A 22,758-nucleotide genomic window follows, 5' to 3' on the forward strand; every position below is an offset into this window, starting at 1 on the left:
GGCCTCGCTCGGCAAGACCATGGTCCGGGCGCTGCGCGAAGGCAGCCGGGCGGCCGCGGAATAGCGGCCACGAGTTGCTGCGGTGCAGCCACGATTCCGGCTTGTCAGCGCAGCGGAAACGGTCTTTGGTATCTCAGGTTCTGCATTTGGTATGCCAGAGGGCCGGCCATAACGGCCCCTGTTAACAACGACATAACCGAGGGGAGGGGCAGCCGATTCACACATCGGCGCGAGGGGTACTGTTGACCAGCGAATCCGGTCGAAGGCCGGCTGCGACAGCATTCCGCGCACCCCTCCTCGAGGACGATGGCGTCCGTCACGGGCCGTCACCTCCGATGCCATGGGGTTGCCTCAACCGACATGCGAAGGATTGGGACGGAAATGCTGACAGAAAACTCAACTCAGGGACCGGCGATCAAAGGACCGCCAGGGGGACGCTGGCTCCAGCTGCTCGTCGGCATCGTCTGCATGGCGATGGTGGCCAATATGCAGTACGGCTGGACCCTGTTCGTCGGCCCGATCGATGCGACGCATCACTGGGGCAAGGCGGCGATCCAGGTCGCCTTCACCATCTTCGTGCTGACCGAGACCTGGCTGGTGCCGGTCGAAGGCTGGTTCGTCGACAGGTTCGGGCCGCGCATCGTGGTCCTGATCGGCGGCCTGCTCTGCGCCATCGCCTGGGCGCTGAACTCGGTGGCGGATTCGCTGACCCTGCTCTATGTCGCCGCGGCGATCGGCGGCGTCGGTGCCGGCGCCGTCTACGGCACCTGCGTCGGCGCGGCGCTGAAATGGTTCCCGGACCGGCGCGGCCTGGCGGCGGGGCTGACCGCAGCCGGCTTCGGCGCCGGCTCGGCCGTCACCATCGTGCCGATCGCCAACATGATCCATTCCTCCGGCTATGAATCCACCTTCATGACCTTCGGCCTGATCCAGGGCGGGGCGGTGGTGCTGCTGTCCTTCTTCCTGGCGACGCCGGCCAAGGGGCAGCTGCCGATGGTGAAGCCGAAGATCGCGCAGACCCGCCGCGACTACGCGCCGTCGGAGATGCTGCGCAGCCCGGTGTTCTGGGTGATGTACGCGATGTTCGTCATGGTCGCCTCAGGCGGCCTGCTGGCGACGGCACAGCTGGCCCCGATCGCGGCCGACTTCAAGATCGGCGACACCCCGGTCAGCCTGCTGGGTCTGACAATGCCGGCCCTGGTCTTCGCCCTGTCGCTCGACCGCGTGCTGAATGGTGTCACCCGGCCGTTCTTCGGCTGGGTCTCGGACCATATCGGCCGCGAGAACACGATGTTCATCGCCTTCTTCCTCGAGGCGGTCGGCATCGTCATGCTGATGGAATTCGGCCAGGACCCGGTGGCCTTCGTGATCCTGACGGCGATGGTGTTCTTCGCCTGGGGCGAGATCTACTCGCTGTTCCCGGCGACCTGTGGCGACACCTTCGGGGCGCGCTACGCCACCACCAATGCCGGACTGCTCTACACCGCCAAGGGGACGGCCTCGCTGGTCGTGCCCCTCGCCAGCATCGCGGTCGCCCAACTCGGCAGCTGGGACATGGTGTTCATCTTCGCCGCGCTGGTGAATGTGATCGCGGCGGTGATGGCGATGTTCGTGCTCAAGCCGATGCGGGCCCGGGCGCTCGAACAGGCGCGGGCCGATGCCGGCGTCACCCCGGAAGGGGCGCCGCGCCTCGCCAACTGAAATCCGGGCCGGGACGGGCCCGGCAGCCGAGACAATCCCCAGGGAGGCGAGCCATCGCCTCCCTCTTTTTTTGCGCGGATTACAGCGCCCGCATGAAGCTGGCCCAGGTCGGGTCGGCGGTCTCGGACTCGTCGACCTCGCCGCCGGTCTGGGCCAGGCGCAGCCGGCCATTGCGCGACAGCGGGGCGCCCTGGACCGCCGCCAGGCGGGGGGCGGTGACGAGGCCCAGCAGGGCGACGAAAGCCAGTGCGGTTCCGATCAACAGGCCGGTCATGATCAAGTCCTTTCGAATGGGTTCGGGTTCCTGTTGCGACGCAATATACGCCCGTCCGGCGAGCGGGCAAGGCAAACTGGTATACAGAATACGAAAAACGGGTATGCATTCGATCACATGCTCGCGCTCAGCTGGACTGAGCCGGCATTGTCTCGAAATCATCAACGAATTCAGAAGGGTAGGGCGAGCGACCCGATCCGTCCCGGAATCCGCAGATCAGCCATGGTTGTCTGGCATACAAAATCCATAATGCCTGAGCTTGATGAAGGTCAGTTCCTCTGCCATATGATGCGGCGCAAGAGAGCCAACCTCATGGAGTCCGTCATGACCCTCGGATTGATCGCCCTCATCATCGCCGGCGCCGGCCTGGCCGCCGTGGTCTCCGAGATCGCCGTGAAGGCGCCCGACCTGTTCGGTTCGATCGCCACCGATGTCCGCCGCATGGCGACGCCGCAGCGCCGCGTGGCCGAGGCCCGGGAACCCGCCAACAGCAACATCTGGCGCAAGGCGGCCTGACCGCTTTCCGGCTTCAATCCTTCCGTATCTTTGAACAGGCGGCCCCTCGGGCCGCCTGTCGTCGTTTCCGGCATTTGTGCATGGGCGAAACGATGACGCCGGTCCCAATGACCTGGAAAGGGGCGGGTTCTCGCCCTTTGTAATTTCGTTCTATTGCGCTGCGAAATGGCGATCGAAACAGATCGTCCCGAATTCAAAAAGATCCATTGCGTTACATTCCAGATACAATATATTGGATACCAGCCAGTCTCGGTCACCGACCTGGCCATCCACCAACAAGACAGTCGGCCGCGCTTGACGCGAAGCCGCGGCTCTGGGGAGGCACCAATGACCGGGAAAGTGCGTAAAGCGCTTGTGCATGGATTTGCCTGTGCCGCGGCTGCGGTGGCCCTGCTGGGGGCCGGCATCGCCCAGGCGGATTGGAAACCCACCCGCAACGTCGAATTCGTCGTGCCCGCGGGCACCGGCGGCGGCGCCGACCAGATGGCGCGGATGATCCAGGGCATCATCCAGAAGCACGGGCTGATGGAGCAGTCGATCGTCGTGGTCAACCGCTCCGGCGGCGCTGGAGCGGAAGGCTTCCTCGACGTCAAGGGGTCGGGTGGCGATCCGCACAAGATCATCATCACCCTGTCGAACCTGTTCACCACCCCGCTGGCGACCGGCGTGCCGTTCAACTGGAAGGACCTGACGCCGGTCACCATGCTGGCGCTGGACGAGTTCATCCTGTGGGTGAATTCCTCCGAGCCGTATCAGTCGGCGCAGGACTACGTCACCGCGATCAAGGCGGGGGGCGACAACGCCTTCAAGATGGGCGGCACCGGCTCGAAGCAGGAAGACCAGATCATCACCGCCGGGCTCGAGCAGATCATCGGCAAGCGGCTGACCTACATCCCCTACAAGGGCGGCGGCGACGTCGCGGCCCAGCTGGTCGGCAACCACGTCAACTCCAGCGTCAACAACCCGATCGAGGCGGTGTCGCAATGGCGCGCCGGCGCGCTGCGCCCGCTCTGCGTGTTCGACGACCAGCGCATCGCCGTGACCACGCCGCAGGCGGAGGGCAAGGCCTGGAGCGACGTGCCGACCTGCAAGGAGGCCGGCCTGGACATGAAGTACCTGATGCTGCGCGGCATCTTCATGCCGCCCGAGGCGTCGCCGGAGCAGGTGGCCTACTATGTCGGCCTGTTCGAGAAGGTGCGCGAGACGCCCGAGTGGAAGGAGTTCATGGCGGCCGGGGCGTTCAACACCACCACCATGACCGGTGACGCCTTCAAGACCTGGCTGACCGAGACCGAGCAGACCCACAAGACCCTGATGGAAGTGGCCGGCTTCATCGCGAAGTAGGGCCCGGTCCCGGGGGCCTGCGCCCCCGGGGCCTTCGCTTCCCGGCGGCGCCGGCCGGCGCCGCCCCGTCCCCGAGGAGGATCAGGCATGGCGAACCACGACCAGGGATCCGAGAGCACCGTCAGCGTGCGGACGATGGAGATCGTCGTCGCGGCCGTCCTGATGATCATCGCCGTGGTGGTGATGGCCGACAGCCTGCGGGTCGGCATCGGCTGGGCCTATGACGGCCCGGAATCGGGCTATTTCCCGTTCTATGTCGGTGTCGCCCTGCTCCTGGCCAGCGCCGGCACGCTGCTGGCCAACCTGTTCGGCCGGTCGGCCGACCTCGGCGCCTTCGTCGGCCGGTCGCAGCTCAAGCTGGTGATGAAGGTGCTGGCGCCGACCATCGTGTTCGTGGCGCTGATCGGCTTCATCGGCCTCTATGTCGCCGCGGCGCTGTTCATCGCCTTCTTCATGCATTGGCTCGGCAAGTACCCGGTGATGAAGATCGTGCCCGTCGCGATCCTGGTGCCGGCCGCGCTGTTCCTGATGTTCGAGATCTGGTTCCTGGTGCCGCTGCCCAAGGGGCCGCTCGAGACCATGCTCGGCTACTAGCCGGCCGATCAAGACAGACCCGCGCGCAGCGGGCGAGGCGAAACGCTGGGAGGGACCGTTGGACGCTCTCTATTCTCTGATTCACGGCTTCGGCGTGCTCGCCGACCCGATGAACATCGTCTACATGTTCGTCGGCATCACGCTCGGCGTGCTGATCGGCGTCCTGCCCGGGCTCGGCGGCGCCAACGGCGTGGCCATCCTCCTGCCGCTGACCTTCGCGATGTCGCCGACCTCGGCGATCATCATGCTGTCCTGCATCTACTGGGGGGCGCTGTTCGGCGGCGCCATCACCTCGATCCTGTTCAACATCCCCGGGGAGCCGTGGTCGGTCGCCACCACCTTCGACGGCTATCCGATGGCCCAGCAGGGCAAGGCGGGCGAGGCGCTGACCGCTGCCTTCACCTCGTCATTCTTCGGCGCCTTCGTCGCGGTCGTGCTGCTGACCTTCCTGGCGCCCTTGATCGCCAGCTTCGCCCTGCGCTTCGGGCCGGCGGAGTTCTTCGCGGTCCAGCTCCTGACCTTCTGCAGCTTCATCGGCATGGGCCGCGAGGCGCCGCTGAAGGTGATCGCCTCGATGATGCTGGGCTTCGCCCTGGCCGCGGTCGGCCTCGACACCGTCACCGGCCAGCTGCGCATGACCTTCGGGTCGACCGAGCTCTTGCGCGGCTTCGACTTCCTGATCGCGGTGATCGGCCTGTTCGGCATCGGCGAGATCCTGCTGACCATGGAGGAGGGCCTGGCCTTCCGCGGCAAGAGCGCGAAGATCAACGCCACGGTGGTGCTGCAGGCCTGGAAGCAGCTGCCGCGATACTGGGTCACGGCGGTGCGCGGCGCGATCGTCGGCTGCTGGATGGGCATCACCCCGGGCGGCGCCACCCCGGCCTCGTTCATGAGCTACGGCCTGGCCAAGCGCTTCTCGCGCAACGGCAAGCGCTTCGGCCGCGGCGAGATGGAGGGCGTGGTCGCGCCCGAGACCGCGGCCCATGCCGCCGGCACCAGCGCCCTGCTGCCGATGCTGACCCTCGGCATCCCCGGGTCGCCGACCGCGGCGGTGCTGCTGGGCGGCCTCCTGATTTGGGGCCTGCAGCCCGGGCCGCTCTTGTTCGTCGAGCACCCCGACTTCGTCTGGGGCCTGATCGCCAGCATGTATCTCGGCAACATCGCCGGGCTGATCGTGGTGCTGACCACGGTGCCGCTGTTCGCCTCGATCCTGCGCATCCCGTTCAGCATCGTGGCGCCGGTGATCATCACCATCTGCGCGGTCGGCGCCTACACGGTCAACAACGCCCTGGCCGATATCAGCGTGATGCTGGTCTTCGGCGTCGTCGGCTACCTGTTCAAGAAGCTGCACTATCCGCTGGCGCCCTTGGTCCTGGCCCTGGTGCTGGGCGACATGGCGGAAGGGTCGTTCCGGCAGGCGATGCTGCTGTCCCAGGGCAGCCTGTCGATCTTCTGGTCGAACGGCCTGGTCGGCGGCATCTGCGCCCTGGCCCTGGCGATGCTGTTCTGGCCGCTGATCTCGCTGCTGATCGCGCGGCTGCGCGGGGGCGGCAAGCCGATCGTCGCCGCGGACTGACGGGGCAGGGGAGGGGGCCGTGCTCGAGGCGCGGATCAGCACCCGGCTGGCGCTCTCTCGCCTCGACGCCAATGACAGCTTCCGCGCCCAGGCCTATCTGGCGCTGAAGCAGGCGATCTCGGCGATGGACCTGTACGACCATCCCGGCGAGATCCGGCTCGACGAGCGCCAGCTGTGCCGGGACCTCGGCGTCAGCCGCACCCCGATCCGCGAGGCGCTGACGGTGCTGGAGCAGGAGGGCTTCGTCCTGACCCTGCCGCGCCGCGGCATCTTCGTCCGCCGCCGGACCCGGCGCCAGATCGTCGAGATGGTGCAGGTCTGGGCGGCGCTGGAGAGCATGTCGGCGCGGCTGGCCGCCGCTCGGGCGACGGATGCGGAAATCGCGGCGCTGCGCGGCCTGTTCGAGGGCTTCGAAGGCCGGCCGGCGGCGGAGATCGAGGGCTATTCCGACGCCAACATCGCCTTCCACCGGGCGATCGTCCGGCTCGGCGGCAACGGGCTGATCATCGCCCGCACGGCCGACCTGTTCCTGCAGATCGACGCCATCCGCCGCCGCACCATCCGCGAGGACGACCGCGCCGACCGGTCGATCCAGGACCATCTCCGCATCATCGAGGCGCTGGAGCGGCGCGACGCCGACCTCGCCGCCCGCCTCGACCGCGACCACACGCTGGGCCTGGCCGAGCACATCGAGCGGAACTGCCACTTCCTGGCGTGAGCGACGGCTAGCAGCGACCATAGGCTTAGGAGCGAATTGCCTCTCCCGCCTGGCGGGAGATGTCGACAGCGCGCAGCGCTGGCGGGTGAGGGCTGGCACCGGCCTCGACAAACTCCCCTCACCCGGAGCCGCTTCGCGTCTCCGACCTCTCCCGCGAGCGGGAGAGGCAATCGGTGAACGCCCGGGAGATCTGTGAAGGCAACCGTAGTATGGACGCAGCCGTGCCCCCCGGCAGCACCGCGATGGCGAAGCCGAGCAGGATCAGGCCGATGCCGACCAGATGGAAGCCATGCACCGGCTCGCCGAGCAGCAGGAAGGCCAGTGCCGCGGAATAGACCGCCATGAGATGGAACGACGCCCCGGTCAGCGCCGGCCCCAGCGCCGCGACGCAGCGGTTCCAGAACAGGTTCCCCAGCAGCGAGGAGAAGACGCCGATGAACAGCAGCGAGGCGATGGCCCAGGGCGCGAACGGCACCGACCGCCCCGCCGCCTCCTCGAAGATCCAGAACGGCGCCATCAGCACGCACGCGGCCAGCGTCGTCGCCGCCAGGAACGCCATCGGCGGGACGGTCCCGGGACGCCAGCGCAGCAGGATCGAGTACAGCGCGAAGCCGGCGACGGCGAGCAGCACCAGGATCTCGCCGCCGCCGATCGACAGCGCGGCCAGCGTGGCGGGATCGCCGCGCCCGACGATCCAGCCGACGCCGAGGAAGGACAGGGCGATGCCGGCGACGACGCGTGGGCGCGGCGCCTCCCGGGTGATCGCCCAGGCGAAGATCGGCACCATCAGCGGCAGGGTGGAGTTGAGCATCGCGGCCGTCGCCGCCGGCGTGCTGTGCAGCCCGAGATAGTTCAGCACGGGGTAGCCGGCGAAGCCGCTGGCGGCGCAGCCGATGATGACGGGCCAATGCGCCAGCAACGCGCGCCGATGCGCGACCAGGTCGCGCCAGACGAAGGGCAGCAGCACCGCCGAGGCCACCACCCAGCGCCAGAAGGTCAGGCCGAAGGGCGGCAGCTCCTGGGCGAAGGCGCGGCCGATCACCAGGTTGCCGGCCCAGAACAGCGGCGGCAGCGGCAGCAGCGCATAGGGCCGGCGCCACACCAGGTCGAGCAGGCCGCGCGTGGCGGTCACGGCGCCGCCCCGGCCAGGCCGATGCGGATGCGCCGGTTGTGGCGGCCCTTGTTGTCGACCTTGAGGATGCGGATCGGCGCGGACCGGCCGGTCGAGGCCAGATGGGTGCCGCCGCAGGCCTGGCGGTCCAGCCCGGCGATATCGACGATGCGGATCAGCCCGTCCGCGGTCGGCGGCGGCGTCACCGATTTCGACCGGATCAGCCCCGGCGTGGCATGGGCTGCGGCGATGGTGACATAGTCGTCGCGCACCGCAAGGTCCTGGCGGATGACGTCGTTGATCGGGGCGTCCAGCGCGCGCAGCCGGTCGTTGTCGGCATCCGGGAGGTCGAAATCCAGCCGGGCCGTCCCGTCGGCGCCGAACTGCACGCCGGTGACCAGCGCCCCGTCGAAATGCCGGAACACCAGCGCGTTCAGGATGTGGGTGCCGGTGTGCAGCTCGCGCATCATCCGGCGGAATTCGGGGTCGACCGCGGCCTCGACCGCGCCGGAAACCTCGGCCGCCGGATCCTCCAGCAGGTGCCACAGCCGCCCGCCCGCGGGCTCCAGGCCGGCGACGGCGTGCTCGCCGCCCTGCCAGCGCAGCGTGCCGCGGTCGGCCAGCTGCCCGCCGCCGCCGGGATAGAAGGGGGACTGCGCCAGCAGCACCCGGCCGGGCCGGGCATCGATCACCTCGGTCTCGAGGACGAGGCATTCCGGATTCTCGTGATAGAAGGAGCGTGCCATGATGAAAGACCCGGTGGAGTGAACCGGGGCAGTCTCGCGCCGGCCGCACCGGCGCTATTGGCGGAAATCGAGGTTTTTGCGGCATGGCCCGGGTCGATCGGCTGAACATCGCGCATTACTGGCAGGACCGGACCGTCCCCGGCCTCAGCCTGATGCAGGCCGATTTCCGCACCCAGGAATATCCGCCGCACCGGCACGAGGCGCTGGTCGTCGCCGTCACCGAGGGCGGCGGCTCGATCATCAAGACCCGCGGCGTGACCGAGCCGGCGAGCGAGGACCAGGCGCTGTTCGTGTTCAACCCGGTCGAGCCGCATGCCGGCTGGATGGGCGAGAGCCGGCGCTGGCTGTACCGCGCGCTGTATCTGGAAGAGGCGGCGCTGCAGGAGGTGGCGCGGTCGCTCGGGGTCGAGGATCTGACCTATTTCACCCGCAACGCCTATGCCGACCGCGACCTGATCGCCGGCTTCCTGGCGCTGCATCGGGCCCTGCAGGCGGGGCAGGACCCGCTGCTGGAGCGCGAGCTGCTGGTGTCGACCTTCGGCACCCTGTTCCGCCGCCACGGCAGCGGCGAGGCGCGGATCCAGCCCGGGCCGCGCGACCGCACCCGGCTGCGGGCCGTCACCGAGATCATCCGGGCGCGCCTGAGCGAGACGATCTCGCTGGCGGAGCTGAGCGCGGCGGTCGGGCTGACCCAGTACCAGCTGATCAGCCTGTTCAAGCGGACGACGGGCCTGACCCCGCACGCCTATGTCACCCAGCTGCGCGTCGACCGTGCGGCCGGGTACCTGGCGCAAGGCCTGCCGCTCGCCGAGGTCGCCGTCGCCGCCGGCTTCTACGACCAGAGCGCGCTGACCCGCCACTTCAAGCGCTGCCACGGGATCACGCCGCTGCAGTACGCTGGGGCGACGCGCGGCGACTGAGGAGAGAACTGTTGCCTCCTGCGGCTTCGGCTCGTTGCGCACCGATGCCCCGCGATGCCTCTGGAGTTCGCTCCTTCCCCTTTTGGGAACGTTCGAAGGCTTTCAGAACTCCTCAATACCGGACATGCAGGTCCGCTCCGATACCGGACCTCCGCTGTTCAGCGGAGTCGGTGTGGATATCGGTCGGGATGGAGGAACGGTTCAGTCCGTGTCGAATAGAGGAATGGCGACCTGCACGCGCCACCGGCCGCGATATCTTTGCTCCGGATTGCGTGGAGGGGCAGCCAAGCGTTGGCCTAGCCAGATGGTTCTGGGCAGATGACGTTCCGAATCCCTAGCGACGAAAGGGCAGGTGCCTTCCTCGGGAATGCAAACGGTCAGCTACGTTCCCGAAGCAACTCTTGCTGCAGGAAGCCAGCGCCTCGAATCCCGTTGTCGACCATGATGTCGGCCATTGCGACTATGGACGCCCGGTGGTCATTGGTGAGGGCCGTATGCCGCCTTTCTGTCACGAGTCTGAGAAGGCCGACTAGCTCCTCCCCATTGGACTCCCAGAAGGACTGATCTGCCTTCTTTGATACAGCGATATCTCGCAACCAGCCTATCCCAGGCTCAGGGAGAAGATCCAAACCACCTCGTTTGAAGAAGGTGAGGACGGCATAGAACAACGACGCATTTTGGCCAAACTCTTGGACAGCACGTTCCAGGATCGGCATGAAGATTGGAAGGTGCGGCCATCCTTCATCGATCACGCACATTAGCGGTCCGAAGTCGCTGTGCACGCAGAACAACACAGCTAGGGCGCAGCTCTGAAATTCCCGATCTAAATGGTCGGAGCCTTTTTGGTTCTGCCATTGGCGATTTGAATACAGCCAATCGGTTATTTCTTGCCACAGAGCCAGATGACCAGAGTTGATCGAATCAACCTTCAAGAAGGCGTAGATCATAAAGAGTCGCATGAAACTCTGAAGGAGCAGAAGCGCTGTATCTGTTTCTGTCGAGAGCATCCTGTCGAGGGCGTGCGACTTGGTCTCAGCGGCGCTAAGATGGGCAGACAACTTTCCGCTCCAAGCTGCGAATGCATAAATCCACTCGAAGGGTGGGTTGGAATCGCGGTTCTGGCGACGCCTCTCGACAAACGGCGGCAGAATTTCCTGGATCGTCCAGTCGACGAGGTTCGACAGGAGATCGAGAAATGCGGCGCGAGATGCCGGTTCGGCCAGGATGCTCGGCAGATCGATCTCGAACAGAATTTTTTCAGCAAGATCGTAGCGGAACAGCAACTCATTCTGGACGAAGCCCCCGTACTTGTCTTTCCCTTTCCAGTTCGCAGGCCGTTTAATCCATGGCATCGGAATTGCAGGAAATGCTGGAGCAACGTCTGCGTTAAGGGCGTTCTCCGCCCATTCGATCAAATGGCTCTGCTCGTTCGCTTCTTTCTCGTCCCAATGGAGAGAATGGAGGTTCGGCAAGTCCGCTCGTGTGGAAATGCACTGCTTCATGCCGAGCACCAGCAGGATACGGACAAAGGCAAGATGGGCAGCGGCATACTGTTTTGATGAGACAAACACCGCCTTCACCACGTCATCGAGTGCATCGACGGCGAGGTTGATGAGGCCGCTTTGAGCCCGCCTCACTTCGAAGGCTCGGGCAATCAAGGAACTGTACCCATGCGCAGCAAAGACACTCGGGTGCATCAATGAGAGAGAGCCTCGGTAAGACATGGCGTCGTCCCGTTCGACAACGGTGGCGGCGCGCTCAAGGATGCCAAGGCTCCAGCCAGCCATCTCAGGAGTCCAATCCACGTCCTGGCAATGGCGAGCAAACGCGTAGGCCGCACCAGAGACCGCAGATGCGCTCTGGCTTTTGACCAAGTCGTCTGGACCGAACTGGAAATGAAAGAGGTCGGGACTGTCGAGTTCACGTGCAAGGGCGACGCCCTCGGCCAAAGTGAAGCGATCATCAACCGTGCTATTCTCAAGTGTCCGTTGCGCCCATAACGCGACACCCGAAGCTTTATTCAAGAGGGCAGTTTCTTGCTGCTGAGCGACAATCTTTGGTGACCTCAGCGAGGGAGGGTCGCTGTAGAGGAGTGTGTCCTTGCCGTCCGGAGACGGCTTAGCCTTCCAGTACCTCGGGTCGCCTTGCTCCGAGAAGATCTGCATCCTTTCCCGCAGATCTTCGACGCCCTCCGGTCCCTTCTGCTCTTCATATTCGAACGGCAGGTCCTTCGTGAACCGGCGGATAGCCCGCGTGTATCGGCCCTTGAGAATCTTGTCATGCCAAAATACGAAATACGGAACAAGAGCGCGGACTTCAAGACCACGGTGCGGCTTTTCATTGAGGGTGCGGACTGCTTGGAGCTGATAGCGATATCGGTGCCAATCACCCATTTCGTTGGGCCGGATGCCGCGATGGTCCTGGACCGAACGAGCGATATCCCAGAGCCAAACGTGCGGTGACGTGACGAGCGGAAACGACCGCACGATGGATTTGTCCTGGTGGGCTAAACAGAGGCTGAGACCTAGGCCTAGAGCGCCAACACTCTCATGGCCTTCAATGCACTTCTGAAAGATCGCGTCGAAGTCGGCGCCCTTCTCGATAGCTTCGAGCGCCCACTGCTCCTGGGCCATGAGCGCGGACTTTACGGCTCCGTTTCCCCAAATGCCGCGGAACCAGAGATAGACCTGAGTGTCACCCCAGAAGGTTTGTTTGCCCCACGGAAATTTGAAAGTAATTGGCAGCGGCTTTGCGGGCGCATAGCGATGTGGCTGGGCTTTGCTCCGCCTCCATATAGCGATGGAGTGGTTACAGATTCCCTTCACGAGGCGAATTCCTTCGGACTCGTGGAGTCGCAACAGCGCAAGGAAGGGCGGTTGGGCTGGCGATGCTGGATAGAAGCTCTGATGACCAGCAACGCCCAATTCTTCCATCATATGGCGAACGCCACTGCTGTATGGATCAGTATGGTCGCTTGGTTTCTCCAGGAAGACCGCAAGTATGAAGTCAACCAGTTCTCTGGGAAGATGCCTGATGAGCTGACCGCAGTTCGCAAGCACGCTCTCCCGAACCTGGCGAAAGCGGCGCGGTAGCTGAGCAGTTGAAGCTAGATAGGCGCTCGCGAGGTCCGGCACATCGCCGGCGGCGGCGAGAGCGAGCTGCCTTATCTCGCTTTCGAGGTCCCTTCCCTCGTTGTGCGGGAAATGCATCCCGAAGGGGTCGCGCCGGTCGCGAAATTCTAGAGGGTAATTCGCCTCCTCGAACTCCTGAAGCCATCGAAACGCTTCTCGGCCGATTTCGCGGCAATGACGGACATTCTGCCCTTGCCATGCAATCTGCCAAGTATACAGCGTTGGAATCAGATCGGGGATGAGCTTTGGGGTAAGAAAATCAAGGTGAGAAATTAGCCAATCTAAGAAGCGAAGCCAAGTGGGAATTTTGGGAATGGCAGAGTGCTCCGCCATCTTCACGCGATCCGCGGGCTCAAGGTCAGGAAATATTTTCTCGTTGAGAAATATAGGATTCGGAACAACCTCTATGGTCCGCACCGCGACTAAGAGCCGTCGCAGTCGGGCCGCATCGTCGGCGAGAAGGAAATCGGTGAGCTTCTCAAGAAGAAGGGCAGCCCGGGTAGACTGGAGACATGAGGTCAGGACTGCGCGGTGCCAAACCGGTCGAAGCGCTTCGTCTGCCGTCGCCCGAAGTAGGGCTTCCCACGCATCGGACGAAGGCTCGGTTTCCAAGAGGTAAGTGCCAAGAAGTTGCGCGGGCCTGATGAGAGCTTGGGGCTCCTTAGCTTGTGTCAGCGCCGCGACGATGCCATCTCTGTCTACAATGAGAAACTCGCAGAGCGTCCATTCTTCATAGATGTCGTGTGTGAAAACGACTGAGTGCCCGAGGTCTTTATCTCTAAGCACGCCAGCGGCTTTCAATTCCGCAATCGCCTCGGGTGAGACGCTGGAGATGCGGAGCGGCTTGTTGGGAGCGGAAGCCAACTGCGCTGCGAGCTGCATAAGCGCATTTCGTCGGTGTTGAGCCGCCGAAAAATCCTGACGATCAGATCCACCGAGGCGCCACCAAAGCTGAAGGAGCTCTACCTCCGTTGCAGGCAGCTGTGCGTCCGGAGTGTTGTGAGCGAGGCTCAGTAGCGCATCGATGAAGAATGGGCGCGACAGGATCACGTCGAGCCCGCCTGATTGCCGAAGCAGCGGCGCCAGGCGCGCTTGCTCCGCTGCAATGACCGACAACTCCGTGCGGCCGAGCGCCTCGACCGTGACGGTTGCGATGCCCAGTCGCTTTAAGGCGTCGACGTCAAGCCAAGTCTCGATGTGTTGCAGATTCTGAGCGCGCACGGTCGTGACAATCCGCCAGCGTTCTAGGCATTCGGAATTCGCAATCGTGCGAATCAAGTCGTTCACCGTCACCTGCTCAGATGGCTCGTCGATCTTGTCGATCCCGTCGATGAACAGGATCGGCTCCCCGCTGCACCCGAATTCGCGGAGAATCGTCGCGGGGTCGTTGCAGACGTCGAGCACGTGGGCGTGCGCGCTCCAGCCCCTCGGATGTATGCGACGATCCTTAAGGACGAAGATGGGCCCGGTGCGTGCGCACTCTTGAGCCAGGAGCTTTAGAAGTGCTGACTTTCCTACGCCAGGTTCGCCATCAATTTGGATGAGACGCGCCTCACCCAGCGCATCCCAAAGGCGCTCGTAGCTGCTGGCCCTAAAGAGATTGAGGCCATCAATTTCGTCACTAATCTGGGCGAGAGTCTGGATGGACTCACGGGCCAGTGTTTCGATGTCAGCTCGATAGGAAACCGGTGTGCCGGCCGGCAGCCCGGCACTCGCCAGCGAAGCGGCGATGGTCGCGCGCGTTGCGCTCCCGCCGGCAGGAATCAGGTGTCCGGCTTGCTCGACAAGATGGGACCAAACCGCAGGTGCCTGTTCGGGCCAACCGGTTTTGAGGAGATCCCGCAGCCGATCGACGGTGGCTGCAGCATCACGGGATCGATCTTCGAGGTTGATGTCGAAGTGAAGGATCACGAATACCTGCAGGAATCGCCAGACTGCGTCGTCTGCGGGTACCCGTCCGTCATGATCCGCAATAATCGTTCGGATGCTGTCGACGAAGGTCCGCTTCTCGGTGTGCGAAAAATCCTTCCGCCCGAGCCGCTGAAAGAAGTCTGCCGCGTCGGCGCTATGGGTTGCCCAGGTGAGAACTGACTGAAGGTGCTTGTCGATCTTGGCGCTATAATTGGCAATCGCCACGCCAACCCTATGGTGCGCGGCGTCGAACGTAGGCTTCGAGACCGTATCCCAAGCTGCTTGGACGACGGCGATCCATTCAGCGTCGTTAGTCGTGAATCTGATGTCGCTTTTAACTTGCAGGCTCAACCGCGTCTTGGTGCCGTCAACGAGCTGCCCGACAATTATGATATCGTCGAGTGGCTCGTCCTGAGCCGCCCTTTGGGTTTGCACTTCAATCGCCAACGGAGCAGGCAAGCCACGTGCCGGCGCCTCGCTCAAAATGGCAGCGAGATACGTGGCCGCGACCCGCGCTTCAAAATGGGTCCCGCCTCCACCACTTGAGTATGGACTTGTCATGGTCTCTACATTCTCGTGATCTAATGACACGCTAGCAATTTGACCCGCTCGGACCAAGAATGTCGGGTGCCCCGGCAAAAGGAATGACGGCTTGCTGATAGAAGGGGGGCTTGCGCCGCCAAATTCATTAAGTGCACTGTCAGCGAATTCAATTCCGATCACCCATTTGCCTCGGCTCCCCTTTGGGGTCTCATGTCTATCAAGGCGGGATGGCGCTGCCGAACTATTCGAGTAGTTTACGACCAAATGTCAATGGTACACAGCCATCGTAACCGTCAACAAGTTCGTCATCCTCAGTGATCTCATAAATAAAACTTCCGCCGTCTTGCAGCAATCGTACAATTTCGACATCCGGGTCGTCTGGCAGCGCCCGCGCGAAGGGCTCCTGAAATCGGAATGCCGAACGGCTAGACGACACTAGGCAGAGTATCAATTTTGTCGCTCCGCATTGGCGCTCGTTATATGGCTTATAGCTCAATGCCTCCTGAAGTTCATCGGGGTCGAAACGACCATAGCGATCGTAGATATGATGCACCATCACCATTGTTCCATCGATCCTCGTGAGATGAGAGTACCAATGATAATCGCGAGGCATCTCGAACATCGAAGCAATTTGGATTCGACCAGAATATTTTTCATTCAACCATCGATAGACAGCGAGGTTGATTAGATCGTCGAGCAACTGGGACCGTTGCGCCACTCGCTCAAGCTGCCATTTGGCATCTCGATCGAGTCGATTGGCTCTTGGCACCTCCATCTTCCATCCTGCCTCAAGTATCGTCATCGAACCCGCTGTCACTTCAGTCCAGTGGCAGTTTCCGGATTCGGGATTACAGAGAATAACGATAACCGGCAATGAGTGATCAAGCCAGTATCTGAGATGTGTTAATTCTCCCCGGAAGACGAAGCTCCGCTTGTTTCGCTCCCGAAAGTAGCTTTTCCCGCATTTGATCTGAGCGGAGATTAAGAGGCCGGTCGCCTTGCGATTTTTATTTATGATCTCTATCTCGGCGTCGATGCCGACGTCGACTTTTCGTTTTACCCGTAGTATCCAGTGGAGTTGCTGCTCCACGGCCTCTTGCACCATGCGAACGCCTCGTTCGCCCAACTCAGTTTCCTGCGAATATGTTGGCAAGTCGAACACGGAAGCACCTTCAAAGCATCGCCGAAATGAGAAACTATCGACGCTTTCCATAACGTTGGAAAGCGTGCCGACAGTGCGCGGTATGCGATCGTTAGGGAGCAGCAAGGGTAGGGGCGTCTGGGAGGTCGATTCTTCGTCCCGGCCTCACCGCCCGACACTGAAGCGCGTGCCCTCGGCCCGCTTCGATCCAAGGCTCTCCCCCACAATCGGACCAATCGGCGCAACAATGCCGATCCTCGCCAACCTAGTGAAAGTCCAGTATCGGGACGGCGACGCAACGTCTGCATATGGCACACCTCTGCCGGGCTCGGTCCGCTCCGTTTCCCTGCGAACGAGACCACCCCCGAGGCCCCGTCCAACGATGCCCGTCGCCTCTCCGTGCTCCAGGTTCAGCCGCACCTCCCTCGTCACCAGAAGGGGCGCCCTCAGCGCTGGCCCTCGCCGCCGCCGCCAGCCGCGGCCGCTGCGAACACCTCCTCGAACAGCGCGAGCATCATCGTCCATGACCGCCTGTCCGCAGCGGCATCGTAGCCGTAGCCGGGGCGGTTCAATCGATCGATGTCGGGGTTGGTGTAGGCATGGCCGACCCCGCCGAAGAGATGCAGCTGCCAGTCCGCCTGCTTTCCCTGCATCTCCGCCGCGAAGGCGGCCCGGTCCGCCGGCGGCACGTCGGGGTCCTGGTCGCCGATCATCATCAGCACCTTCGCCCGGATCGGCCGGTCCGGGCTTCCCGCCGGGCGCATCAGGCCCGGATGGAAGCCGACGGCGCAGCGCACGGGCGCGCCGCCGCGCACCAGCTCCAGGGCGGTGATCCCGCCCTGGCAGAAGCCGATCGCGGCCGTCCGCTCCCGGTCCACGCCGGGCTGGTCCGTCAGCACGCCGAACCCGGCGCTCGCCCGGGCCAGCATCAGCCCCGGCGCCGACATCAGCGCGACATGGCGGCTCACCGCCTCGGGCAGCGCCAATCCCTCGGCGCCATACATGTCGAGCGCGAAGGCGGCATAGCCGAGCCCGGCCAGCCGCCGCGCCCGCGCCCGGATATGATCGTTCAGCCCGAAGGCCTCATGCGCGACCAGGATTGCCGGCTTGGTCCGGTGCGGCGCAGCGTCGGCGAAATAGCCGGTCAGCCTGGCCCCGTCGCAGTCATAGGCGATCGCTCGCGTTTCCATCGTCCCGTCTCCTCAGGCGCAGGCCGCCAGTCTAGGCCGCGAGCCCGTGAAGACCAGAGGGTGGATCGCGGCCTGCCCGTGTCCCGCGACCGGGCGGGGCAGGCCGCCGCCGGAGGGCGCTATGTCAGCGGCAGGAACAGCTCCGCCACCGCCTCGTGCTCCGGCACCTCCGGGAAGAAGCTCAGCCGCTGGCAATAGAGCGGGAAGTCGCGGGCGTCCTCGCCGCTGGCCGGAAGCCAGTCGCGATACAGGAACAGCGCGGCGGGCTCCAGATTGTCGGTGTGGCCGACCACGCGCAGCACCGCGCAGCGCCCGCCGGGGATCTCGCCGGCCTTGATCGGCTCGTCCTTCGCCTCGATCGGCCGGTCGGTCCCGACGCACAGGTCCACGCTGTAATCGGCCGGCGACGCCGGGCGCCGCTCGGACCGCCAGACGGTGAAGGTCGGGCTCGTGCCGGGGTGCAGGCCGGCCGCCTTGCGCCAGGCGATGAAGCGCTGGATGGTGGCGCCCAGCGTCGCCGGGTCGCCGCGATGCTCCAGGATCGCCACCGGCGTCGGCGGCACGTCGCGGATCGTCACGTCGTCGGCGGCAAAAATCTTCTGCATCAGCTTGCTCCTCGCGTCGTCGAGAGGCCCGAAGGCCGCAAGCCACGGCTCCCAGTCGGGAGACTTCCGGAACGACGACGGCGATTGCCCGAGCCGCTGGCGAAAGGCGCGGGCGAAGGCATCCGGCGCGTCATAGCCGGCATCCATCGCGATGTCGGTGACGCTCTGGGCGTCCCGGTAGGCCAGCCGGTATGACGCGCGCTTCATGTGGGCGAGCTGGATATAGCGATGCACGGACAGCCCGAAGGTCGCCGTGAACTGCCGGTGGAAGTGATATTTCGAATAGGCGGCGACACCGCTCAGCGCGTCCAGGTCCAGATCCTCGTCCAGATGCCGGTCGATGTGATCCAGCACCCGCTGCATCCGGGCATGGTGGTTGCGAAGCGCCGCCTTCATTGGTCCGTCCTCCGTGGCCGCGCCAGTTCAGCGCAGGCCGGCATGACACGCTCGGCGGATCTTGCGGTTTTGTCACGGGGCGTCACCGGGCGCCGCCCCGCCATCCGGCGGTACCGGCCCAGGCGATGCGCCGACGACGCCATCGCCATACGGTTCCGCTTGACTTTATGTTCGCGATTTGTTCTAATCCGGGGATGGTCGATGATGCGATCAATGCCGGGACTCCCTCCGCCGCTTCGCCGGCCACGGAAGAGGCTGCGATGCTGTCCCGCATGGCCCATCTCGCCGAAGCGCTGGCCACGGGCTTCCAGGCCCGGGGCATGGCCGCCCTCGAGGCCGACGATCTCGACCGTGCCGGGGAGGCCGAGACCCGCTTCAGCAGCCTTTTCCTCGGCATCCGCCGTGCCATCGCCCTCAAGATGAAATTGCGAAAGCGGCACGAGGAGGCCGGGCGCGAGGCCGAGGCCGACCGCGACCGGCGGCAGGACGAGAAGGACGACCGGCGCGAGGCCGTCGCCGAGGGCGTCTCCCGCGGCATTGCCGCCGGGAAGCCCGAGGCCAGGGAAAAGCTGACGGCCGACCTCTGGGAACGGCTCACCGAGGACGAGCGCATCGACGCCGATCTCGCCGACACCGCCCTGCCGATCGAGGCCCTGATCCGCCGCCTCTGCCGCGAGATCGGCCTCTCCCGCCATGCCCTCGCCGCCGCCCTCGACCCCGACGGGACGACGGCGGCCGGCCCGGCCGGCCCGGCCGTCAGGCCGGCGAAAGCAGGCCCGGGTCCCGCCGCGGCCCCGCCGGACAGACACGATCGCCCCGCCGCCTCCGGGCGTTTCGAACCCATCCCGGCGGCCGCTGTCGGCCTGCCGGAGGGCCACATCTACCTGCTCAACACCGACACCGGCGAGGTCTCCCGGGCCGGATCCCGCGAGGTCCTCAAACGGGTGCCTGTGAGCAACCGGGCGCCCGGTCCCGCCGGAACCGGGCCGCCATCCGCCACCGCGCCGCCCGCGCCCGGCGGCGGAAGCGAAAGCCGCAGCGCGGCGGACAGGAAGCATTGAGCACCAGACGCCCCGAGGCCGCCGTCAGGCGGCCTCGCCGGGCGCATGTCCGATTCGGCCGCCATTGCGGCGTCGAGGGCCGCAGCCCGTGCGTCTCAGGAGAGCGGCGGGGCCGCTTCGATCTCGTCGGCCGTCTCGTCGCCGGCCGCGGCCTCGCGATCGCCCGGGACCCGGATCTCCTCCGGCGCATTCGGATCTCCCGGCGCGGTCTCCAGGCCGAGGTCCGGCAGCGCCACGATGCGGTGGCCGCCGCGGCCGGCGGTGCGGCAGATGATGAAGCTGCGCTGCTCCATATAGGACAAGAGGCGCCGGGTGCGGCCGACCGATTGGGTGCCGTAGGCGCGGGCGATGGTGGCGTCGGACGGGCAGGGGGCGCCGGCCATCGCCGCCTTCACCAGCAGCAGGAAGATGCCCTGCATGTCCTCCGGCAGCTCGCGCGACAGCCCGGTCGCGTGCTGCCAGGCCGGGCTCTCCGCCGTGTCGGTGTCGACCCCGGCGCGGGCCACGGCCAGCCGGCCGCGGAAGCCGGCGAGGTCGAGCGCCGGGGCGCTGCGGCTGCCGACCCGCTGGATCCGGCAGCGCACCAGGAAATCCTGGTACAGCACCGCGATCGGGCGGAAGGCCGAATCCTCCGCCGCCACCAGGTCGCGCAGCACCGCGTCGATCGCGGCGTCGCGCTCGGCCTGGCTCATCGGGTCCGGCTCCTCCTCAGCCGCCGGGGCGGTGTCGGGCCGGCTGCGGATCAGCTGGGCCAGCAGCTCCGCCGTCGATGGTTGCTGCTGCGGCGGCGGCCGCGTCGGGCGCGGCATCGGCGGCTCGGACTCGGCCGCCTTGAAGATCAGCTCGTGCACATCCTCGGGCGGCGTCTCGGGCATCGGCAGCAGCTTCGGGCTGGTCGAGCGCGCGCCGGTCTCGACCGCGCCGATGCGGATCTCGATCGGCCGGCGCGACAGGGCCGGGCCGAGCGCGACGAAGCGGCCGCGGCCGAGGTCGCGGAACATCTCGGCCTGGCGCCGCTCCAGCCCCAAGAGGTCGGCGGCGCGGGCCATGTCGATGTCGAGGAAGGTGCGGCCCATCAGGAAGTTCGAGGCCTCGGCCGCGACGTTCTTGGCCAGCTTGGCCAGGCGCTGGGTGGCGATCACCCCGGCCAGGCCGCGCTTGCGGCCGCGGCTCATCAGATTGGCCATGGCGCCCAGCGTCGCCTTGCGCGCCTCCTCCGACACGTCGCCGGCCGCGGCCGGGGCGAACAGCTGGGCCTCGTCGACCACCACCAGGATCGGGTACCAGAGGTCGCGCTCGGCGTCGAACAGCCCGTTCAGGAAGGCGGCGGCTGCGCGCATCTGCGAATCGATGTCGCAGCGCTCGAGGTTCAGCACGGCGGAGGTGCGGTGCTGCCGCACCCGGCCGGCGATGCGGTACAAATCCTCGTCCGACCGGTCGCCATCGACCACGATATGGCCGAAGCGGTCGGCCAGGCTGACGAAGTCGCCCTCGGGGTCGACCACCACCTGCTGCACCCAGGCTGCGCTCTGCTCCAGCAGACGGCGCAGCAGATGCGACTTGCCGGAGCCGGAATTGCCCTGCACCAGCAGCCGCGTCGCCAGCAGTTCCTCGAGATCGATCATGGCCGATGCCCCGTCGGACAGCGTTCCGATGTCGATTTGGACCGTCATCACCCCTCCGCGCACTCCCCCCGGGCACGGCGGGGCCGGGCATGGTCTATCACGACCGGGCGGGCCGGGGGCAACCCGATGGGGGCAGGGCAGGGTCGCGGCATACCCGGGCATGGACCCGCCGACCGGCCGCGCCGGCCGGAACCATATCAATAGTGGATAGCATGATGCGGGAACCTGACCCCGAGGCGCGGGGCAAGCCGGCGGCCAGGCGGCGATCCTATGGCCGGGTTTGGCCGGCCTGCTGGGGTTGCGGCCCGCGGCCGCCCCCATGCACCCCTCAACCGCTTGAGAATTATCGGACAAATCCCGGTGGCTGGGGACGCGGAAGGCTCACCTCCGCGCTTGACTCCGGCCCGATCTCGACTGAGCTTCTGTTCACAAAATGAGCATAAGATCATGTTCGCGCTGCCGAATGAGAGGTCCGATTCCACGGCCCCGCCTCATCCGGAAGTCCTGACGATTTCCGGCGTTTCCCGCCGAGCGAGAAAGAAGCCCGCCCGGGTCCTTCGCCCGCTCCCTGCCTGGAAGAGGGAAGAATGCATGCTTGACTGTGCTTTCACGCCGGCGCCTGCAACGCCACAGGCGCGGCAGGCCCTGGTCACCGGCGGCCGCCAGGCCGCGCCGCAGCGGCCGGCGATGAACCTGGCCTCGGTCGACCTCAATCTGCTGGTGGCGCTCGCCGCGCTGCTGGAGCACCGCAACGTCACCCATGCCGCCCAGCATGTCGGCCAGAGCCAGCCGGCCATGAGCCGGGCGCTGGCCAGGCTGCGGGGCATGTTCAACGACGACATCCTGGTCCGCACCTCGACCGGCCTGGCGCCGACACCGCGGGGCGAGCGCCTGGCCGCGATGCTGCCGTCGGTGCTGGGCGCGATCCGCGAGATCGTGTCGAGCCGCAGCTTCGCCCCGGAGGAGTGGCGGTCGAAGGTGACGATGGCGATGCCCGACCACCAGGCGCTGGTCCTGCTGCCGCGCCTCTTGCCGCGGCTGCGCGAGCGCGCGCCCCAGCTCGACATCGTCACCGATCCGCTGCTGGCCGGCGCGCTGCGGCGGCTCGAGCAGGGCGAGATCGACCTCGCCGTTGGGCAGATCGGCGAGACCCCGCCCGGCTATCTGCGGCGCAGCCTCTATTCCGACCGCTTCGCCTGCCTGCTGCGGCAGGACCACCCGGCCCTGGCGCAGGACTGGACGATCGAACGCTTCGCGACCCTGCGCCATGCCGTGATCGCCTCGGGCTCCGAGGACGGCTTCGGCCAGGTCTATGACGGGCTGGCCAAGCTGGACCTGCCGGATCGCGACCCGATGCTGGTTCCGAACATGCTGACGGCGCCGGCGATGATCGCCGAGACCGACCTGGTGCTGACCGTGCCGCACCGCGTCGCCACCCGGGTCGCCGCCATGCTGCCGCTGGCGGTGGTCGAGCCGCCGCTGGAGCTGCCGCCCTACGAGGTGGCGCTGATCTGGCACGAGCGGCGCCATCGCGACCCGGACCACAGCTGGCTGCGCACCGAGATCGCCGCGGCGGCGCTGGCGGCGGTCGACAGCGGCCGCCGGTCCGCCGAGGCGATGGAGCCGCGCCGCAGGGCGGCCTCCTGACGGTGCCG

Annotated in this window: 17 protein-coding genes; 9 read left to right on the plus strand and 8 right to left on the minus strand. The window is 65.7% G+C overall.

Annotated features, from left to right (window positions below):
- The first annotated feature begins 381 nt into the window (after positions 1 to 381).
- Complete coding sequence (gene oxlT / locus FFK22_RS16370; RefSeq protein ID WP_138891435.1) at positions 382 to 1,701, plus strand: oxalate/formate MFS antiporter; 1,320 nt, start codon at positions 382 to 384, stop codon at positions 1,699 to 1,701.
- Positions 1,702 to 1,780: 79 nt separating this feature from the next.
- On the opposite strand, the gene FFK22_RS16375 is transcribed toward oxlT, so the two are convergent.
- Positions 1,781 to 1,975 (minus strand): hypothetical protein, encoded by a 195-nt coding sequence (locus FFK22_RS16375; protein WP_138891436.1) that lies wholly within the window; start codon positions 1,973 to 1,975, stop codon positions 1,781 to 1,783.
- A gap of 324 nt (positions 1,976 to 2,299) precedes the next feature.
- On the opposite strand from FFK22_RS16375, the gene FFK22_RS16380 reads away from it, so the two are divergent.
- The 5 genes from FFK22_RS16380 to FFK22_RS16400 all read left to right on the plus strand — a co-directional run bounded on the left by FFK22_RS16380 (position 2,300) and on the right by FFK22_RS16400 (position 6,723).
- Positions 2,300 to 2,491: a hypothetical protein gene (locus FFK22_RS16380; protein WP_138891437.1), complete on the plus strand. Its 192-nt coding sequence runs from the start codon at positions 2,300 to 2,302 to the stop codon at positions 2,489 to 2,491.
- A 327-nt stretch (positions 2,492 to 2,818) separates the two neighbouring features.
- Complete coding sequence (locus tag FFK22_RS16385; RefSeq protein ID WP_138891438.1) at positions 2,819 to 3,835, plus strand: tripartite tricarboxylate transporter substrate binding protein; 1,017 nt, start codon at positions 2,819 to 2,821, stop codon at positions 3,833 to 3,835.
- Between the two features lie 87 nt (positions 3,836 to 3,922).
- A complete protein-coding gene (locus FFK22_RS16390; RefSeq protein WP_138891439.1) occupies positions 3,923 to 4,429 on the plus strand; it encodes a tripartite tricarboxylate transporter TctB family protein in 507 nt (168 codons plus the stop codon).
- A 58-nt stretch (positions 4,430 to 4,487) separates the two neighbouring features.
- Complete coding sequence (locus FFK22_RS16395) at positions 4,488 to 6,005, plus strand: tripartite tricarboxylate transporter permease (RefSeq protein WP_138891440.1); 1,518 nt, start codon at positions 4,488 to 4,490, stop codon at positions 6,003 to 6,005.
- A gap of 19 nt (positions 6,006 to 6,024) precedes the next feature.
- The gene (locus FFK22_RS16400; protein WP_221938640.1) at positions 6,025 to 6,723 is read left to right on the plus strand and encodes a GntR family transcriptional regulator; all 699 of its coding nucleotides are present in this window, start codon (positions 6,025 to 6,027) and stop codon (positions 6,721 to 6,723) included.
- 118 nt (positions 6,724 to 6,841) lie between these two features.
- Here the strand turns inward: FFK22_RS16400 and FFK22_RS16405 are convergent, their stop codons facing one another.
- Together FFK22_RS16405 and FFK22_RS16410 are read right to left on the minus strand one after the other, a co-directional pair.
- Positions 6,842 to 7,855, minus strand: a complete 1,014-nt coding sequence (locus FFK22_RS16405; protein ID WP_138891441.1) for a DMT family transporter — start codon at positions 7,853 to 7,855, stop codon at positions 6,842 to 6,844.
- Positions 7,852 to 8,580, minus strand: a complete 729-nt coding sequence (locus FFK22_RS16410) for an alanyl-tRNA editing protein (RefSeq protein WP_138891442.1) — start codon at positions 8,578 to 8,580, stop codon at positions 7,852 to 7,854. Before FFK22_RS16410 ends, FFK22_RS16405 begins: the two co-directional genes overlap by 4 nt.
- A gap of 83 nt (positions 8,581 to 8,663) precedes the next feature.
- Between FFK22_RS16410 and FFK22_RS16415 the strand changes: the two genes are divergently transcribed.
- Positions 8,664 to 9,500, plus strand: coding sequence for an AraC family transcriptional regulator (locus FFK22_RS16415; RefSeq protein ID WP_221938641.1), 837 nt, complete (start codon positions 8,664 to 8,666; stop codon positions 9,498 to 9,500).
- A gap of 377 nt (positions 9,501 to 9,877) precedes the next feature.
- Here FFK22_RS16415 and FFK22_RS16420 read toward each other — a convergent pair whose 3' ends face one another.
- The 4 genes from FFK22_RS16420 to FFK22_RS16435 form a co-directional block, all read right to left on the minus strand.
- Complete coding sequence (locus tag FFK22_RS16420) at positions 9,878 to 15,103, minus strand: ATP-binding protein (protein ID WP_138891443.1); 5,226 nt, start codon at positions 15,101 to 15,103, stop codon at positions 9,878 to 9,880.
- A 223-nt stretch (positions 15,104 to 15,326) separates the two neighbouring features.
- On the minus strand, positions 15,327 to 16,247 hold the full coding sequence (locus FFK22_RS16425) for a DUF4365 domain-containing protein (RefSeq protein WP_186002495.1): 921 nt from the start codon (positions 16,245 to 16,247) through the stop codon (positions 15,327 to 15,329).
- Between the two features lie 425 nt (positions 16,248 to 16,672).
- Positions 16,673 to 17,416, minus strand: coding sequence for a dienelactone hydrolase family protein (locus tag FFK22_RS16430; RefSeq protein WP_138891445.1), 744 nt, complete (start codon positions 17,414 to 17,416; stop codon positions 16,673 to 16,675).
- A gap of 119 nt (positions 17,417 to 17,535) precedes the next feature.
- A complete protein-coding gene (locus tag FFK22_RS16435; RefSeq protein WP_138891446.1) occupies positions 17,536 to 18,417 on the minus strand; it encodes a GyrI-like domain-containing protein in 882 nt (293 codons plus the stop codon).
- Between the two features lie 125 nt (positions 18,418 to 18,542).
- Between FFK22_RS16435 and FFK22_RS42995 the strand changes: the two genes are divergently transcribed.
- Positions 18,543 to 19,478 carry a hypothetical protein gene (locus FFK22_RS42995; protein WP_186002496.1) on the plus strand — a complete coding sequence of 312 codons (936 nt, stop codon included), beginning with the start codon at positions 18,543 to 18,545 and terminating at the stop codon, positions 19,476 to 19,478.
- A 95-nt stretch (positions 19,479 to 19,573) separates the two neighbouring features.
- Here the strand turns inward: FFK22_RS42995 and FFK22_RS16445 are convergent, their stop codons facing one another.
- Positions 19,574 to 21,151, minus strand: a complete 1,578-nt coding sequence (locus FFK22_RS16445; protein WP_138891447.1) for an ATP-binding protein — start codon at positions 21,149 to 21,151, stop codon at positions 19,574 to 19,576.
- Positions 21,152 to 21,694: 543 nt separating this feature from the next.
- On the opposite strand from FFK22_RS16445, the gene FFK22_RS16450 reads away from it, so the two are divergent.
- Positions 21,695 to 22,750: a LysR family transcriptional regulator gene (locus FFK22_RS16450; RefSeq protein WP_138891448.1), complete on the plus strand. Its 1,056-nt coding sequence runs from the start codon at positions 21,695 to 21,697 to the stop codon at positions 22,748 to 22,750.
- The last annotated feature ends 8 nt before the right edge of the window (positions 22,751 to 22,758 follow it).

Source organism: Mycobacterium sp. KBS0706, from assembly GCF_005938675.2.
In the GTDB taxonomy this organism is placed as follows: domain Bacteria; phylum Pseudomonadota; class Alphaproteobacteria; order DSM-16000; family Inquilinaceae; genus Inquilinus.

Bases quoted from the DNA above. Each gene is read 5' to 3' on its own strand.
- oxlT (WP_138891435.1), top strand. From the start codon at position 382: ATGCTGACAGAAAACTCAACTCAGGGACCGGCGATCAAAGGACCGCCA.
- FFK22_RS16375 (WP_138891436.1), bottom strand. From the start codon at position 1,975: ATGACCGGCCTGTTGATCGGAACCGCACTGGCTTTCGTCGCCCTGCTG.
- FFK22_RS16380 (WP_138891437.1), top strand. From the start codon at position 2,300: ATGACCCTCGGATTGATCGCCCTCATCATCGCCGGCGCCGGCCTGGCC.
- FFK22_RS16385 (WP_138891438.1), top strand. From the start codon at position 2,819: ATGACCGGGAAAGTGCGTAAAGCGCTTGTGCATGGATTTGCCTGTGCC.
- FFK22_RS16390 (WP_138891439.1), top strand. From the start codon at position 3,923: ATGGCGAACCACGACCAGGGATCCGAGAGCACCGTCAGCGTGCGGACG.
- FFK22_RS16410 (WP_138891442.1), bottom strand. From the start codon at position 8,580: ATGGCACGCTCCTTCTATCACGAGAATCCGGAATGCCTCGTCCTCGAG.
- FFK22_RS16415 (WP_221938641.1), top strand. From the start codon at position 8,664: ATGGCCCGGGTCGATCGGCTGAACATCGCGCATTACTGGCAGGACCGG.
- FFK22_RS16420 (WP_138891443.1), bottom strand. From the start codon at position 15,103: ATGACAAGTCCATACTCAAGTGGTGGAGGCGGGACCCATTTTGAAGCG.
- FFK22_RS16430 (WP_138891445.1), bottom strand. From the start codon at position 17,416: ATGGAAACGCGAGCGATCGCCTATGACTGCGACGGGGCCAGGCTGACC.
- FFK22_RS16435 (WP_138891446.1), bottom strand. From the start codon at position 18,417: ATGAAGGCGGCGCTTCGCAACCACCATGCCCGGATGCAGCGGGTGCTG.
- FFK22_RS42995 (WP_186002496.1), top strand. From the start codon at position 18,543: ATGCGCCGACGACGCCATCGCCATACGGTTCCGCTTGACTTTATGTTC.
- FFK22_RS16445 (WP_138891447.1), bottom strand. From the start codon at position 21,151: ATGACGGTCCAAATCGACATCGGAACGCTGTCCGACGGGGCATCGGCC.
- FFK22_RS16450 (WP_138891448.1), top strand. From the start codon at position 21,695: ATGCTTGACTGTGCTTTCACGCCGGCGCCTGCAACGCCACAGGCGCGG.